General features: G+C 63.9%; 18 protein-coding genes. 12 read left to right on the top strand and 6 right to left on the bottom strand.

From position 1 onward, the window contains the following. Positions 1-8 precede the first annotated feature (8 nt). Positions 9-569, bottom strand: coding sequence for a peptide-methionine (S)-S-oxide reductase MsrA (gene msrA, locus R2N16_RS00085; RefSeq protein ID WP_316663317.1), 561 nt, complete (start codon positions 567-569; stop codon positions 9-11). A 181-nt stretch (positions 570-750) separates the two neighbouring features. Between msrA and R2N16_RS00090 the strand changes: the two genes are divergently transcribed. Further along, positions 751-1329, top strand: a complete 579-nt coding sequence (locus R2N16_RS00090; protein ID WP_316664201.1) for a flavin reductase family protein — start codon at positions 751-753, stop codon at positions 1327-1329. A 13-nt stretch (positions 1330-1342) separates the two neighbouring features. Here R2N16_RS00090 and R2N16_RS00095 read toward each other — a convergent pair whose 3' ends face one another. Together R2N16_RS00095 and R2N16_RS00100 are read right to left on the bottom strand one after the other, a co-directional pair. Next, entirely contained in the window at positions 1343-1549 is a 207-nt protein-coding gene (locus R2N16_RS00095) for a DUF3079 domain-containing protein (protein ID WP_316663319.1), read from the bottom strand. 81 nt (positions 1550-1630) lie between these two features. Then, positions 1631-2158, bottom strand: a complete 528-nt coding sequence (locus R2N16_RS00100) for an Lrp/AsnC family transcriptional regulator (RefSeq protein WP_316663322.1) — start codon at positions 2156-2158, stop codon at positions 1631-1633. A 148-nt stretch (positions 2159-2306) separates the two neighbouring features. On the opposite strand from R2N16_RS00100, the gene kynB reads away from it, so the two are divergent. From kynB to kynA, 3 genes are read left to right on the top strand one after another with little or no spacing between them, the layout of a single operon-like run. Then, positions 2307-2936: an arylformamidase gene (gene kynB, locus R2N16_RS00105; RefSeq protein WP_316663323.1), complete on the top strand. Its 630-nt coding sequence runs from the start codon at positions 2307-2309 to the stop codon at positions 2934-2936. Positions 2937-2984: 48 nt separating this feature from the next. Then, on the top strand, positions 2985-4238 hold the full coding sequence (kynU, locus tag R2N16_RS00110) for a kynureninase (RefSeq protein WP_316663326.1): 1254 nt from the start codon (positions 2985-2987) through the stop codon (positions 4236-4238). A gap of 40 nt (positions 4239-4278) precedes the next feature. Then, on the top strand, positions 4279-5115 hold the full coding sequence (gene kynA / locus R2N16_RS00115; protein WP_428984078.1) for a tryptophan 2,3-dioxygenase: 837 nt from the start codon (positions 4279-4281) through the stop codon (positions 5113-5115). 101 nt (positions 5116-5216) lie between these two features. On the opposite strand, the gene R2N16_RS00120 is transcribed toward kynA, so the two are convergent. Continuing rightward, the gene (locus R2N16_RS00120) at positions 5217-6044 is read right to left on the bottom strand and encodes an IclR family transcriptional regulator (protein ID WP_316663331.1); all 828 of its coding nucleotides are present in this window, start codon (positions 6042-6044) and stop codon (positions 5217-5219) included. Between the two features lie 103 nt (positions 6045-6147). On the opposite strand from R2N16_RS00120, the gene R2N16_RS00125 reads away from it, so the two are divergent. Continuing rightward, positions 6148-7341 carry an acyl-CoA dehydrogenase gene (locus R2N16_RS00125; RefSeq protein ID WP_316663332.1) on the top strand — a complete coding sequence of 398 codons (1194 nt, stop codon included), beginning with the start codon at positions 6148-6150 and terminating at the stop codon, positions 7339-7341. Positions 7342-7751: 410 nt separating this feature from the next. Further along, the gene (locus R2N16_RS00130) at positions 7752-9134 is read left to right on the top strand and encodes an NCS2 family permease (protein ID WP_428984075.1); all 1383 of its coding nucleotides are present in this window, start codon (positions 7752-7754) and stop codon (positions 9132-9134) included. Between the two features lie 161 nt (positions 9135-9295). Here R2N16_RS00130 and R2N16_RS00135 read toward each other — a convergent pair whose 3' ends face one another. Continuing rightward, positions 9296-9934, bottom strand: coding sequence for a peroxiredoxin (locus R2N16_RS00135; protein WP_316663334.1), 639 nt, complete (start codon positions 9932-9934; stop codon positions 9296-9298). Between the two features lie 281 nt (positions 9935-10215). Between R2N16_RS00135 and R2N16_RS00140 the strand changes: the two genes are divergently transcribed. From R2N16_RS00140 to R2N16_RS00150, 3 genes are all read left to right on the top strand, one after another. Next, positions 10216-10542: an ElaB/YgaM/YqjD family protein gene (locus tag R2N16_RS00140; RefSeq protein ID WP_009238780.1), complete on the top strand. Its 327-nt coding sequence runs from the start codon at positions 10216-10218 to the stop codon at positions 10540-10542. A gap of 140 nt (positions 10543-10682) precedes the next feature. Further along, positions 10683-11060: a phage holin family protein gene (locus R2N16_RS00145; protein ID WP_027677941.1), complete on the top strand. Its 378-nt coding sequence runs from the start codon at positions 10683-10685 to the stop codon at positions 11058-11060. Then, on the top strand, positions 11057-11584 hold the full coding sequence (locus tag R2N16_RS00150; RefSeq protein WP_316663343.1) for a DUF3318 domain-containing protein: 528 nt from the start codon (positions 11057-11059) through the stop codon (positions 11582-11584). The genes R2N16_RS00145 and R2N16_RS00150 overlap by 4 nt, the downstream gene beginning before the upstream one ends. A 64-nt stretch (positions 11585-11648) precedes the next feature. On the opposite strand, the gene R2N16_RS00155 is transcribed toward R2N16_RS00150, so the two are convergent. Beyond that, a complete protein-coding gene (locus R2N16_RS00155) occupies positions 11649-12014 on the bottom strand; it encodes a hypothetical protein (protein ID WP_316663345.1) in 366 nt (121 codons plus the stop codon). 310 nt (positions 12015-12324) lie between these two features. Between R2N16_RS00155 and R2N16_RS00160 the strand changes: the two genes are divergently transcribed. Genes R2N16_RS00160 through R2N16_RS00170 form a run of 3 tightly spaced genes read left to right on the top strand, consistent with a single transcriptional unit; the run spans position 12325 to position 14268 of the window. After that, complete coding sequence (locus tag R2N16_RS00160) at positions 12325-12999, top strand: ABC transporter ATP-binding protein (RefSeq protein ID WP_316663347.1); 675 nt, start codon at positions 12325-12327, stop codon at positions 12997-12999. Next, positions 12996-13805, top strand: coding sequence for an ABC transporter permease (locus R2N16_RS00165; protein ID WP_316663349.1), 810 nt, complete (start codon positions 12996-12998; stop codon positions 13803-13805). Before R2N16_RS00160 ends, R2N16_RS00165 begins: the two co-directional genes overlap by 4 nt. A 1-nt stretch (position 13806) precedes the next feature. Continuing rightward, entirely contained in the window at positions 13807-14268 is a 462-nt protein-coding gene (locus R2N16_RS00170) for an NUDIX hydrolase (protein WP_316663351.1), read from the top strand. Positions 14269-14273: the final 5 nt, after the last annotated feature.

Below are 14273 nucleotides of genomic sequence, written 5' to 3' on the forward strand. Positions count from 1 at the left end.
CGTCCTCTTTAACCCTGCAAGCGGTGCGCGAACTGCTTGCGGAACTTCGCCACCTTGGGCGAGATGACGAACGCGCAGTAGCCCTGGGCCGGGTGGTCGCGGAAGTAGTTCTGGTGCTCATCCTCCGCGCGCCAGAAAGTCACCTTGCCGTCGGCGGCATCCACCAGTTCCGTCACGATGGGCGCTTCAAAGATGTCGCTGGCGCCGAGTTCCGCAATGGCCGCGCGCGCCGCCGCTAACTGCTCGGGTGTTTGCGCAAAGATGGCCGAACGGTATTGCGGGCCGACATCGTTGCCCTGGCGGTCTACCGTGGTCGGGTCGTGAATGGCGAAGAAGATGTCGAGAATCTCGCGATACGGGATCACGGCCGGGTCGAACTTCACAGCCACCACTTCAGCGTGGCCGGTGTTGCCGTTGCACACGGCACGGTAACTCGGGCGATCGACATGGCCACCGGCATAGCCGGACACCACGCTCTGGACACCTTGCACCTGCTGGAACACGGCTTCCAGGCACCAGAAGCAGCCTCCGCCCAGGACGGCGGTTTCAAGGGTGCGTTGTTCGGTCATTCGGGTTCTCCTGCGGTTGATGGGGCTGCCATTGGTCGGCCGAGGGCTCTAATCCTGACACAGTCGCCGCCATGTGCCCGCCGCATCACGCAAAGCCCTACCCCGGGGCGGCCTATCGGGCGTCCGTTACAATTGAGTATTACTTTTGGTAGTTCGCATGGACCAACACGGAGCCATTCCCATGGATGCGCGCGACAGGGAATCTTCCGCGCGCGAGACGTCGGCAACTCGTCGCCCACATGGCCGCGCCACCCCGCCCGATTTCGATGCCGCGCATTTCCGGCATGCACTGTCCCAGTTTGCCACTGGCGTGACGGTGGTCACCACGCGCTCGGAAGGTGGCCCGGGTAGGCCGGCGTTCGTCGGGGTGACGGCCAGCTCGTTCAATTCGGTGTCGCTGGACCCACCGCTGGTGCTGTGGAGCCTGGGCACGCAGGCGAATTCATTTCCGCTGTTCCACGCCGGCTCGCACTACGTCATCAATATTCTGGCGGCCGAGCAGCTGGACCTGTGCAAGCGCTTTGCCACGCTCAAGGGCGACCGTTTTGCCAACATCGAGTACCGCCTGAGCCCCACCGGCTTGCCGATCCTCGCGCAATCATTGGCGTGGTTCGAGTGCCATAACCGCAGCCGATATGACGAGGGCGACCACGTCATCTTCGTGGGTGAAGTCGAGCGCTGCGGCGTGATCAACGCGGATGGTGCACCGCTGGTGTTCCATCGCGGCGCGTTCTCGTCGCTCACGTCCATCGGCGACTGACAAGCCAACCACATCAGGCGGGAGTGCCTGCCTTCTGCGGCGCTTCCGCGTCGATGCCCCAATCCCCGAATTCATACCAGTCGTCGCCGAGCAGCTCAGCGGGGTGCTGCGTGCGGCCCGAGCCGTTGCCGCAGCCCAGGGCGTCGGTGGAGCAATACTTGTCGCAGCCCCAGCAGATGCGCTCGGGGTGCACAGGATGCAGCGGAAACTTCTTGGCCATGGCCCGCTCCGGTCGACAACACAGGAGCACTATCCGCGCATGCTTTCAGTAGGGGATTGATTCTCGTCAGAAAGTACAGCGCTAGTTTGCCTTCCCGCGCTTGCCCGTGGCCCCGCCTTCCAGCGGGCGCACGCCGCGCGCCTCCATCAGCAGCGCCAGGCCGCCATCCCGGTCCTTGATGGTCCGCAAGACGATATTCGAGCGGATGTCCATTACGCCGGGCGTCTTGTACAGCCGCTCGATGATGAACTCCGAGTAGTGCTGCAGGTTGGGCGCCTGCACGCGCAGGATGTAGTTGCAATCCCCGGTGATGATGTAGGCGGCCACGATCTCGGGCCAATTCTGCACGGCAGCCATGAAGGTCTCGTGCCAGCCGGTCACGTCCTGGCGCATCGACACCTGCACGATGGCTTCCAGTTCGAGCCCGAGCGCCGTCCGGCCCAGTTGCGCCCGGTAACCGGTGATGGCACCGCCCTCTTCCAGCATCCGCACGCGCCGCAGGCAGGCCGACGGCGACAGCGCGACGCGCTCGGCCAAGTCTTGGTTACTGATGCGGCCATCTTCCTGCAAGACCTTGAGAATGCGCAGATCGGTGGTGTCGAGTTGCATCTGTCGTTGTTCTTTGCGTGATTACGTTGATACGTTGAATTTTATGCGAATTTATTGAAATCACACGCACGATTATGCACACCCATTGCGCGTGGATTTCCCTATCATTTCGGCACGGATTCACCGAATTTCCTGCCCTGGAGCCGCCTTGGAACGCACTTTGTGGGACATCAGCCCCGCCCTTTCGCCCGCCACGCCGACTTGGCCCGGCGACACGCCGTTTTCGCAGGAAATTGCGTGGAAGCTCGAAGGTGACTGCCCGGTCAACGTCGGACGCATCACGCTCTCGCCGCACACGGGTGCGCATGCCGATGCGCCACTGCACTACCGCGCCGACGGTGCTGCCATCGGGGAAGTGCCGCTGGACGCCTACCTCGGCCCGTGTCGCGTGATCCACTGCATGGGCGTCGCGCGCGTCGAGCCGGAACACGTGCGTGATGCGTTGACCGACGTGCCGCCGCGCGTGCTGCTGCGCACGTACGCCCAAATGCCGCAGACCGCGTGGGACGACCGCTTTGCCGCCGTTGCGCCCGAGACCATCGCGCTGCTGGCCGCGCACGGCGTCAAGCTCATCGGCGTCGACACCGCGTCGCTCGATCCGCAGACCTCCAAGACCATGGACGCGCACCACGCTGTCGGCGCTCACGGCCTCGCCATCCTCGAAGGGCTGCTGCTCGACGACGTGCCTGCCGGTGATTACGAACTGATCGCCCTGCCGCTCAAGTTCGCCACGCTCGATGCAAGCCCGGTACGCGCTGTACTGCGCAGGCTGCGCTGATCGATACGACGAGAGAACACCAACCGCTTTCTTCGCCCCCGCATTCACATGACCATTACCCGCAACTCCTGCCTCGAACGCGACGCGGCCGATCCGATCGCCCCGCTGCGCGACGCCTTTGCGCTGCCCGACGGCGTGATCTACCTGGACGGCAACTCGCTCGGCGCCCGTCCGAAAGCTGCGCTCGCCCGCGCGCAGGAAGTCGTCGCCAATGAATGGGGCGACGGCCTGATCCGCAGCTGGAACCAGGCCGGCTGGTTTGAGCTGCCGCGCCGCCTGGGCAACAAACTGGCCCCGCTGATTGGTGCGCGCGAAGACGAAGTCGTCGTTACCGACACCACGTCGATCAACCTGTTCAAGGTGCTGGCCGCGGCGATTCGCGTGCAGCGCGAAGACGCGCCAAGCCGCAAGATCATCGTTTCGGAAACACACAACTTCCCGACTGACCTGTACATCGCCGAAGGACTGGCCGACTTGCTGCGCGACGGCTACAAGCTGCGCCTGATCGACTCGCCAGACGAACTGGAAGGCGCGCTGGGCGACGACGTGGCCATCACCATGCTCACGCACGTGAACTACAAGAGCGGGCACATGTATGACATGGCGGCCGTCTCCGCACTGGCGCACAAGCACGGCGCGCTGGCCATCTGGGACTTGGCGCACTCGGCCGGTGCCGTGCCCGTGGACCTGCACGCCGGCGGCGCAGATTACGCCATCGGCTGCACGTACAAGTACCTGAACGGCGGCCCCGGCTCGCCGGCCTTCGTGTGGGTCGCACCCGCCCTGCGCGAGCGCTTCTGGCAGCCGCTGTCGGGCTGGTGGGGCCACGCGCGGCCGTTCGCGATGGAATCGCGCTACGACGCCGGCGCCGGCATCGGCCGCTTCCTCTGCGGCACGCAGCCGATTACGTCGATGGCGATGGTCGAATGCGGGCTCGACCTCTTCGCGCAGACGTCGATGGCCGCGCTGCGCAGCAAGTCGCTTGCGCTGACCGACCTCTTCATCACGCTGGTGGAAACGCGCTGTGCGGGCTTTCCGCTCACGCTCATCACGCCGCGTGACCACGCCGTGCGAGGCAGCCACGTCAGTTATGAACACCCGAACGGCTATGCCGTGGTGCAGGCTCTGATCGCGCGCGGCGTGATCGGCGACTACCGCGAGCCGCGCATCATGCGCTTCGGTTTCACGCCGCTGTACACGAGCTTTGCCGATGTGTGGGATGCCGTGGAGGTGCTGCGCGATGTGCTGGAAACCGGCGCATGGCAATCGGCCCAATTCAACGAACGTACGCTGGTGACCTGAGATGTCGAACCCGAATCAACCTGCAGCCTCGGGCTGCCCCATGCACGCCGCCCAGGGCGAAGGCTGGCACGACGCACAGCTCGATTTTTCGAAGTCGATGAGCTATGGCGACTACCTCGCGCTCGACCAGATTCTGAACGCGCAGCACCCGCGCTCACCGGATCACAACGAGATGCTGTTCATCGTCCAGCATCAGACCACCGAGCTGTGGATGAAGCTGATGCTGCACGAGTTGCGCGCTGCGCGGGATTGCGTGCGCAACGACAACCTGCCGCCTGCGTTCAAGATGCTGGCACGCGTGTCGCGCATCATGGATCAGTTGGTGCAAGCGTGGAACGTGCTCGCCACGATGACGCCACCGGAGTACTCGGCCATGCGTCCGCACCTGGGGCAATCGTCGGGCTTCCAGTCGTACCAGTACCGCGAGATCGAGTTCATCCTCGGCAACAAGAACGCGGCGATGCTCAAGCCACACGCGCATCGCACCGAGCATTACGAACAGGTCAAGACTGCATTGGAAACGCCGTCGCTGTACGACGAGGCGGTGCGTTACATGGCGCGTCACGGCTTTGCATTCGACGCAGATTGCATCGAGCGTGACTGGTCGCGCCCGGTCGCCTACAACGCTTCGGTGGAAGCGGCGTGGCTAGAGGTCTATCGCGACCCGACGCACCACTGGGAGTTGTACGAGTTGGCCGAGAAGTTCGTCGATCTGGAAGACGCGTTCAGACAATGGCGTTTCCGGCATGTGACCACGGTGGAGCGCGTGATTGGCTTCAAGCGCGGCACGGGCGGCACCGAAGGCGTCAGCTACCTGCGGAAGATGCTGGATGTGGTGCTGTTTCCGGAGCTGTGGAAGTTGCGGACGGATTTGTGATTGGCGGTGTCAAAAGAAAGGTGCCATCTGGGGCCTCAACGGCCAAACCGTCGTGGCGCCAATGCTGTAGTCAGAGCAACCTCTGGTAGATCACGCAGGAGCTACATGGCTGGCTCGACCACCCGGCCGAGCCTTGCCGCAAACTCTCGCAACGCCGGAGCGAGTTCGTCGCGAATGCGCTCTGCGTCGGCGGCCGTGTAGGGCGCGCTGCAGCTCACCACGTACGGCTCGCGCTGGCTCGGGGCGAAGAACGCCACTGCGCACGCGTGGATGGCCGGATGCCAATCGCGCAGGGATACAGCGTAGCCATTGCGTACGCCGGCTTTCACTGCGTCATCTGCAGCGGCACCTTCTGCCGCCCATTGCGCCGGCTGCTGCGTGCGCAATGCTTCGTACAAGCGCTCACGCCGCGCTGCCGGCAGCGATGCGAGATACGCCCGTCCCATCGAACTCGAAAGCAGCGACAGCCGCGAGCCCACGCCCAGCCCGGACGACCCGCTCATCGACGGGCTGTCGTGGCGGATCGTTTCCAGATAGACCATATCCAGCCGATCACGCTTACCCAGCGAGATCGATACGCCAAAGCGCTGCGCAAACGCGCTCATGTGCGGCCGCGCAAGCTGGATCACGTCGCTCGATGCCAGATAGGCAAAACCGAGCGCGAGCACACCGGCGTCAAGTCCGTACTTGCCGAGCGCCTCGTCGTAACGCAGGTAGCCGAGCGACACCAGCGTGCCGGCCAACCGGCTGACCGTGGCTTTGGGAAACCCCGTGCGCCGCACGAATTCCTGGTTGCCGAGCAACGTGTCGCCGGGGCGGAATGCGCGCAGCAGCTCCAGCCCGCGCGCGAGTGCCGTGACGAAATTCGGATCGCTCGACTCCACAGGCGCAGTATCGAATTCGGGATCGAGGAGACGGGTCGTGCTCATGGCAAAAAAGCCCTGGAAATCGTCGGTGGTTGCGCTATGATAGCTCTAAATTTCGAAACTGTGTTCCGCATATCGGAACAACAACGACTCGGAGACTACCGCTGTGACTGCTCGCAATGCCTTCAACTGGGCCGACCCGCTGCTGCTCGACCAACAACTGACCGACGACGAGCGCATGGTGCGCGACGCCGCAGCGTCGTACTGCCAGGACAAGCTGATGCCGCGCGTGCTGGAGTCGTTCCGGCATGAGAAGACCGACGCATCGATCTTTCGCGAGATGGGCGAGCTGGGCCTGCTGGGCCCGACGATTCCCGAGCAGTACGGCGGCCCGGGCCTGAACTATGTCAGCTACGGCCTGATCGCGCGTGAAGTCGAACGCGTGGATTCGGGCTATCGCTCGATGATGAGCGTGCAGTCGTCGCTGGTGATGGTGCCGATCTACGAATTCGGCAGCGAAGCGCAAAAGCAGAAGTACCTGCCCAAGCTGGCGACCGGCGAGTGGATCGGTTGCTTTGGCCTGACCGAGCCGAACCACGGTTCCGACCCGGCCTCGATGATCACGCGTGCCAAGAAGGTCGACGGCGGCTATTCGCTGTCGGGCGCCAAGATGTGGATCACCAATTCGCCCATCGCCGATGTGTTCGTCGTGTGGGCCAAGCTGCCGAATGACAACGGCGAGGACGAAATCCGCGGTTTCATCCTGGAGAAAGGCTGGAAGGGTCTGACGGCACCCGCCATCCACGGCAAGGTCGGCCTGCGTACATCGATCACCGGTGAAATCGTGCTCGACGAAGTGTTCGTGCCGGAAGAGAACCTGATGCCGGACGTGCGCGGCCTGAAGGGTCCGTTCACGTGCCTGAACTCGGCGCGCTACGGCATCGCGTGGGGCGCGCTGGGTGCAGCCGAAGTCTGCTGGCACATCGCGCGCCAGTACGTGCTCGATCGCAAGCAGTTCGGTCGCCCGCTCGCCGCCAACCAGTTGGTGCAGAAGAAGCTGGCCGACATGCAGACCGAAATCACGCTCGGCCTGCAAGGCTGCCTGCGCCTGGGCCGCATGAAGGACGAAGGCACGGCCGCGGTGGAAATCACGTCGATCATGAAGCGCAACTCGTGCGGCAAGTCGCTCGACATCGCCCGCGTCGCACGCGACATGCTGGGCGGCAACGGCATCTCCGATGAGTTTGGCGTGATCCGCCACGTGGTGAACCTGGAAGTGGTGAACACGTACGAAGGCACGCACGATATCCACGCGCTGATCCTGGGCCGCGCACAGACCGGCATTCAGGCCTTCTTCTAATTGCGCTTTGTTTTTTGGGCGAGTTGGGGCACACTCGTGCACGACTCGCCACACCCGTCGCCGCATGTCTCGCCCGTCCTGGGCACCGTTGTTCTCCTTCCCACGCGATATACCAATTTGCAAATGACCGGGATACGCCACGCCGCATGAATCGGCAGTAGCGCGCGTCTATGCTTCGGTCCAAGTGTCGGCGGATTGTTGGGCCGCACGCCCCTCACACCGATAGAACGAGCGCGCAGTCCACACGCAGATTGCAGCGCCACGCGACAAAACCAATCGCGAGACAACGGTCTGGAGAATGTCAGCGCGCGTACGCAGGCACCCGTACCGATATCAAAACCAGAACAGGGCACCCTACGCGGACGACCTCGATCGGCCGGCGCGGAGTCCTGCCAGGAGACAAACCCACCATGGCTGAACAGTCCATTCCGTCATCGACGGAACTTGGCGCCGCTGGCATCGCCGATGCGCGTGCCATTGATCGCTATTTCCAGATTTCTGCACGCGGCAGCACGCAAAAGCGCGAGGTAGTGGCTGGCATCACCACCTTCATGGCGATGGTGTACGCCGTATTTGTCGTGCCCGGCATGCTGGGCAAGGCCGGCTTTGATACCAGCGCAGTCTTCGTTGCGGTCTGCCTGACCACCGCCTTCGGTTCGCTGCTGATGGGCCTGTGGGCCAAGCTGCCGATCGCTATCGGCTGTGCAATTTCGCTGACCGCATTCATGGCCTTTGGCCTGGTGCTGGGGCAAAAACTGACGCCGGAAATCGCACTGGGCGCGGTGTTCCTGATGGGTGTGGTCTTCACCGCCATCTCCGCCACCGGCGTGCGCTCCTGGATCCTGCGCAATCTGCCTTCGGGCGTGGCGCATGGCACGGGCATTGGCATTGGTCTGTTCCTGCTGCTGATCGCGTCCAACGACGTCGGTCTGGTGGTCAAGAACGCCGGTGAGGGCCTGCCCGTGTCACTCGGCCATGTCACCGCCTTCCCGGTGATGATGTCGGTGCTGGGTCTGGCCGCCATTTTCGGCATGGAGCGTCGCCGCGTGCCGGGGGGCATCCTCATCGTGATCGTCGCCATCTCGATCCTGGGCCTGATCTTTGACCCGGCCGTGAAGTTCACCGGCGTGTTCGCCCTGCCCTCGCTCGCCGCTGCAGGCCATGCCTCGCTGATCGGCGCAATGGACATCCGCGGCGCGCTCACGGCCGCGGTGCTGCCGAGCGTGCTGGCGCTGGTCATGACCGCCGTGTTCGATGCCACCGGCACGATCCGCGCCGTCGCCGGTCAAGCCGGCCTGCTCAACGACAAGGGCCACATCATCAATGGTGGCCGCGCTCTGACCGCCGACTCGATCAGTTCGATCTTCTCGGCGTTCTTCGGCGGTGCTCCGGCGGCAGCCTACATAGAGTCGACGGTTGGTGTGGCCGCCGGCGGCAAGACGGGGCTGACGGCTGTGGTGGTCGGCCTGCTGTTCCTGGCGGTGATGTTCTTCTCGCCCCTGGCTGGCCTGGTGCCGTCATACGCAACGGCCCCGGCACTGATGTATGTCGGCCTGCTGATGCTCTCCAGCGTGAGCAAGCTGCATATGGACGACATGGTTGACGCACTGTCCGGCCTGGTCTGCGCCGTGTTCATCGTGCTGACCTGCAACATCGTCACCGGCATCATGCTCGGCTTCAGCACGCTGGTGATCGGCCGCCTGGTGGCCGGCGAATGGCGCAAGCTGAACATCGGCACCGTGGCGATTGCCGGTGCGCTGGTGGCCTTCTACGCAGGCGGCTGGGCGATCTGATCGCACACTGAACCGTCTTCACAAAAGACAAACCGGCCAGACCCGAAAGGGCTGGCCGGTTTTGTTTTGCGCTGCGCATTCCCGCGCAGCCAGCCTGTCGTGCAAAAGCAAAAAACGCCCGGCACGAAGGCCGGGCGGCAATCACACTACCAAGGAGACGGTCACTTGTTAGGCTGCGGCGTCAGGCGCAGATACGGCCGCAACGCCTTGTAGCCCTTCGGAAATTTTTGCTTGATGACTTCTTCGTCCTTCAACGACGGCACGATGACGACGTCGTCGCCGTCCTGCCAGTTACCCGGCGTGGCCACGCTGTGGTAGTCGGTCAACTGCAACGAGTCGATCACGCGCAGCACTTCATTGAAATTGCGCCCCGTCGAGGCCGGATAAGTAATCGTCAGGCGAACCTTCTTGTTCGGATCGATCACGAACAGCGAACGCACGGTAAACGTCTCGCTCGCATTCGGGTGGATCATGTCGTACAGCTGCGAGACCTTGCGATCCGAGTCGGCAATGATCGGGAAGTTGACGCGGGTGTTCTGAGTCTCGTTGATATCGTTGATCCAGCCCTTGTGCGACTCGACCGAATCGACCGACAGCGCAATCGCCTTAACATTGCGCTTGGCAAATTCATCCTTCAGCTTGGCGGTCAGGCCCAGTTCGGTGGTGCAAACCGGCGTGTAATCGGCCGGGTGCGAAAAAAGCACGCCCCAGCTATTGCCCAGCCACTCATGAAACTTGATGCGGCCTTCGCTGGAATCCTGCTCAAAATCAGGGGCGATATCGCCCAAACGTAGAGACATCGTGTCCTCCATACACAGATTGGGAACCACTATAGCCAGATTGCCATCCAACCAAAACGACTATAAATTCACAACAACATCACTTTTCGTCATTAGGCGCGGCATTTGCTGACGACATGGTGGAAGGCGTGCGCACATTGCCGGACAATGACCGAAGCCTTGATCCATCTCAGCATGCGCGACGCAGGCGCTTGAAGTTTCGCAGCGCCCACACATATGCTAGCGAATAAGCGCGCCGACATATTGACGATTGAACTACCCCCGATACTAAGGACCCGACCATGACGAATACTTCCCCCAACCTGGCCGATTCCGTCAATAAGGAGAAACTGATGACCGACGTGAAGACTGTACTGTCCGACGCTGAAACCCTGCTCAAACAAGCTGCTTCCAGCAGCGGCGAAAAGGCTGCCGAGCTGCGCGAGCGCGGCATGGGGATGCTCCGCCAAGCCAAGGAAAAGGCGCAGGACCTGCAAGACGCGGTCGTCCACAAGAGCAAGGCTGCCGCCCGCGCCACCGATGACTATGTGCACGATCATCCGTGGCAAGCCGTGGGCGTGGCAGCCGGCGTGGGCCTGCTGATCGGCCTTCTGCTCAACCGCAAGTAACCCGCAGCACCCTTTCTGGCCGATGGCGCGTACCCTGTGGATCGCGCCATCGGCCAGTTGCATTCTGGCGGTTTCATTCCGGGCATGGCGCGTGCTGCGTCCGTAGTGGCGCCGTTCACCTCGCACCCTTTCCACACCTCATGACCGACGACACCAGCCCAAAGCTGTTCGCTTCCTTGAAGAAACTGGCCGGCACGGTCGTCTCGATGCTGCAGACGCGGCTCGAGCTGGCGAGCGTCGAACTGGCTGAAGAAAAAGAACGGCTGCTCGGCACCGCCTTCCTGGGCATGCTGGCCGTGAGCCTGATCGCCCTGTCCATCATGACGCTGACGGCGCTGGTGGTCATCCTGTGCTGGGATACGTATCGCTGGCAGTCCCTGGCCGTGATGGCGGCGCTGTACGCCCTGGGCGCGGCGGCGTGCCTTTGGAAGGTTCGCTCGCTGCTGCGCAACGCACCGCCGCTGTTCGAGGCCACCCTGGCCGAACTCGACAAAGACCGGGAGATCCTGCGCCGATGACTGATCCGACCGAACACGCGCCGTCGCCCGGCACGACCCTGAACGAACCCGCATCGAGCGCGCGACATCATGTGCGGCCATCACGCCGCGGTGCCGAAACACGTCTGCCATTGAGCGTCCGCAAGGAATTGCTGCTGACGCGCGCCGCGCTGGAGCGCTACGACTACGCCCAAGCCCGCAATGATGTACATCGCGCCACCAGCCGCACGTTCAGCCTGGGCGGCTTCGGAGCGCTGCTGCCAAGCCTGATCCGTCCGCTGGCGCAGCCAAACGGCCTGATGCGGACGCTTGGCATCGTGCGCGAATATCCGCTGGTGGGCACCGCCCTCTCGCTCGCGTATGCAGGATTGCGCCGCACCGTCGTCGGCCGGATTGCGCGCAAGCTCGGCAAGGTGGGCATCGTGGCCGGGGCGGCCTGGTGGGGCTACAAGAAATGGCAAGAAGCACAAGGCGAGCACGCCATCACATCCACGTCGGCGCCTCACGTCGATGCCGACGAGATCATCCCAGGCAGTACCTCCTGAGTCCTGCGCGCACGCCAAAAAAGGCCGGAGCAATCCGGCCTTTCTCGCTTGTGGCGGCGCAACATCAGTGCAGCGGAATCGGGTGCCGCATGCGCTCCCATCGTCGGGCCACGCTCTGGCGCAAAGCAGCGAGGCCGTGCGGTTGACCAGGCGCGCCCACCTCGGCTTGAACGGGTTGCGCTGTCACGTCAGCGTCATGCGCGACGCGCCGTCGGCCATGCCACATCAGCGCGCCGCTGGCTGTCCACCCCACCACGAAGAGCGTGTCGCCCACATGCCGGAGGGAATCGGGCGACGTGCCCGCATGGAAGATGGCGCCGAGCATATCCGGAGGCAACTCCGCACAGATCCACAGAAAAATCGCCGGCGCGGATGCAAAGACTCCCGGTTGCCACCATGGGTGGGCAACGTGCACTTTGTCGGTCTCCATGGCGCCCTCCGTCGCTTCTTCTAGTGATGCTTCGATCCTAAGTCTCACATGCGCAAATGGCGAGCCGGCCGTCGCTGAATGGCATGTGGGATTCGTCCGACATCGGTACCCCGTCAAGGCCTTCGGGCTGATCCGTTTGGGCTAGGGCCCCCTCCGCACGGCACGCGGATGGCGTCACAACGGGACGACGGCACGGCGCCTGCGCAGGCGTGTGCAGGATTACGGTGGAGGACCGCCACACCCGCTCATATGCATAATGCATAAAAGCGATGCATTGATGCCGTACCGTACGCAACACACTCGCCCCCCCATGCTGGCCACCACCCACCTCCAACGCCGCGATGCACGCACCGGTGTCACGCTGCTGCAACCCGCCACGCTTGCCGTGCTTGCGGGCGATCGCATTGCATTGACCGGGCCGTCCGGCGCGGGCAAGAGCGTGCTTTTGCGCGCGCTGGCGCTGCTCGATCCGCTCGATGGCGGGCAGGTGACATGGCATGGTCAGGCGGTCGGCGCGCGCGCGATTCCGACCTATCGCTGTCACGTGGCGTACGTGCGCCAACGCCCCGCGCTGCTGCCCGGTACGGTGGAAGACAACCTGCACATGCCCTATCACCTGCACGCGCGGCGACACGGCACCGGATTCGACCGCGACGCCGCCCTCGCCCTGCTTGCGGGCGCCGAGCGCGACGCCAGCTTTCTCGAAAAAAATGCCGGCGATCTTTCCGGCGGTGAGGCGCAGATCGCAGCGCTGGTCCGCACGCTGCAGACAAGGCCGACCGTTCTGTTGCTCGACGAGCCTACGGCCGCCCTGGACCCTGCCTCTGCGCGCGCGGTTGAGGCGCTGTTGCAGCATTGGTTTGCTCAGGCGCCCGAGCGGCATGCGTGGATATGGGTGACGCACGATCCGGCGCAAGCGGAACGCATCGGCCGTCAACATTGGCGCATGGTTGCCGGGCAACTGGACACGGAGCCCGCGCGGTGAACGGGCAGGATCTCTCGCTCTCGGCCTGGCAGGTCGGCATTGCGGCTGCGCTGATCCTCGTCAACGGCGCGCTGTCCATCGGGCTAGGACTGGGGCTGGAGCGACGCCTGGCGTGGGCAGCCGTGCGCACCGTCGTGCAGTTGCTGGCGGTGGGCTTCGTACTCGAATGGGTATTTGCCAATGCGCACTGGGCGGTCGTGCTGGGCATCGTGACCGTCATGACGCTGATTGCCGGGCACGCCACCGGCAGCCGGGGCGCACGCGGCTATGCGGGTCTGCGGCTGGACGGTACGTTGTCGGTCTTCGGCAGCACATGGCTGATCGGTGCGATCGGGCTGGTGGTCGTGCTGCATGCGCGGCCATGGTATGAGCCGCAATACGCCATCCCGATCATGGGGATGATTCTGGGTAACACGCTCACCGGGGTGGGTCTTGCGCTGGAGCGCATGACCGGCGAACTCACCGCCACGCGCGATCAGGTGGAGACGATTCTTGCACTCGGCGGCACGCGGTGGGAGGCGGCGCGCAATGCCGCTCGCACGGCGGTGCGCGCCGGCATGACGCCGATCATCAATCAGATGACCGTAGTGGGCGTGGTGAGCCTACCCGGCATGATGACGGGCCAGGTGCTGGCCGGGCAGTCACCGCTGGAGGCCGTGCGCTACCAGATCGTCATCATGTTCCTGCTGGCGGCGTCTTCCGGGCTGGGGACGGTCGCGGCCGTGCTGCTGGCCTATCGCCGCCTGTTCAGCCCAGATCATCAATTGCTGAGTGCACGCATCACGCAGCGCGGCGGAGCGAAATAGCATGCCGATCACCCTGTCTTGCGGCCTCGTGCTGCTCAACGAAGATGGCGACGTGCTGCTCGCCCACGCCACCGAAACGCGCCACTGGGACATCCCCAAAGGCGCGCCCGACCCCGGCGAGAACCACCGCGATACCGCCCTGCGCGAGGCCCGCGAGGAAACCGGCCTGGTGCTCGACAGCCACACACTGATCGAACTCGGCCGTTTCCCCTATCGCCGTGACAAGGAACTGCACCTGTTTGCCACGCGCCTGCGCCGCGCAGAAGTTGCGCTCGACACGCTGACGTGCACGTCGATGTTCAACAGCTATCACACCGGCCGGCTCATCCCCGAGATGGACGCCTACCGCTGGGCCACCGTAGACGAGGTGCCGCAGTATGCGAGCCAATCGCTCACGCGGCTGTTTGCGCAGACGTTGACGCTGGCGAGCATCGATGCCCGCCTGGCCGAGGCCGGGCTGTAGACGAT

The sequence above is a fragment of the Ralstonia psammae genome, assembly GCF_958405935.1.
Taxonomy (GTDB): domain Bacteria; phylum Pseudomonadota; class Gammaproteobacteria; order Burkholderiales; family Burkholderiaceae; genus Ralstonia; species Ralstonia psammae.

What these genes read in the sequence shown, in the direction of transcription:
- R2N16_RS00140 (WP_009238780.1), top strand. Translation starts at nt 10,216, where the DNA reads ATGACGAATACTTCCCCCAACCTGGCCGATTCCGTCAATAAGGAGAAA.
- R2N16_RS00155 (WP_316663345.1), bottom strand. Translation starts at nt 12,014, where the DNA reads ATGGAGACCGACAAAGTGCACGTTGCCCACCCATGGTGGCAACCGGGA.
- R2N16_RS00150 (WP_316663343.1), top strand. Translation starts at nt 11,057, where the DNA reads ATGACTGATCCGACCGAACACGCGCCGTCGCCCGGCACGACCCTGAAC.
- R2N16_RS00135 (WP_316663334.1), bottom strand. Translation starts at nt 9,934, where the DNA reads ATGTCTCTACGTTTGGGCGATATCGCCCCTGATTTTGAGCAGGATTCC.
- kynU (WP_316663326.1), top strand. Translation starts at nt 2,985, where the DNA reads ATGACCATTACCCGCAACTCCTGCCTCGAACGCGACGCGGCCGATCCG.
- msrA (WP_316663317.1), bottom strand. Translation starts at nt 569, where the DNA reads ATGACCGAACAACGCACCCTTGAAACCGCCGTCCTGGGCGGAGGCTGC.
- R2N16_RS00130 (WP_428984075.1), top strand. Translation starts at nt 7,752, where the DNA reads ATGGCTGAACAGTCCATTCCGTCATCGACGGAACTTGGCGCCGCTGGC.
- R2N16_RS00170 (WP_316663351.1), top strand. Translation starts at nt 13,807, where the DNA reads ATGCCGATCACCCTGTCTTGCGGCCTCGTGCTGCTCAACGAAGATGGC.
- R2N16_RS00120 (WP_316663331.1), bottom strand. Translation starts at nt 6,044, where the DNA reads ATGAGCACGACCCGTCTCCTCGATCCCGAATTCGATACTGCGCCTGTG.
- kynA (WP_428984078.1), top strand. Translation starts at nt 4,279, where the DNA reads ATGCACGCCGCCCAGGGCGAAGGCTGGCACGACGCACAGCTCGATTTT.
- R2N16_RS00160 (WP_316663347.1), top strand. Translation starts at nt 12,325, where the DNA reads ATGCTGGCCACCACCCACCTCCAACGCCGCGATGCACGCACCGGTGTC.
- R2N16_RS00095 (WP_316663319.1), bottom strand. Translation starts at nt 1,549, where the DNA reads ATGGCCAAGAAGTTTCCGCTGCATCCTGTGCACCCCGAGCGCATCTGC.
- R2N16_RS00090 (WP_316664201.1), top strand. Translation starts at nt 751, where the DNA reads ATGGATGCGCGCGACAGGGAATCTTCCGCGCGCGAGACGTCGGCAACT.
- R2N16_RS00100 (WP_316663322.1), bottom strand. Translation starts at nt 2,158, where the DNA reads ATGCAACTCGACACCACCGATCTGCGCATTCTCAAGGTCTTGCAGGAA.
- R2N16_RS00145 (WP_027677941.1), top strand. Translation starts at nt 10,683, where the DNA reads ATGACCGACGACACCAGCCCAAAGCTGTTCGCTTCCTTGAAGAAACTG.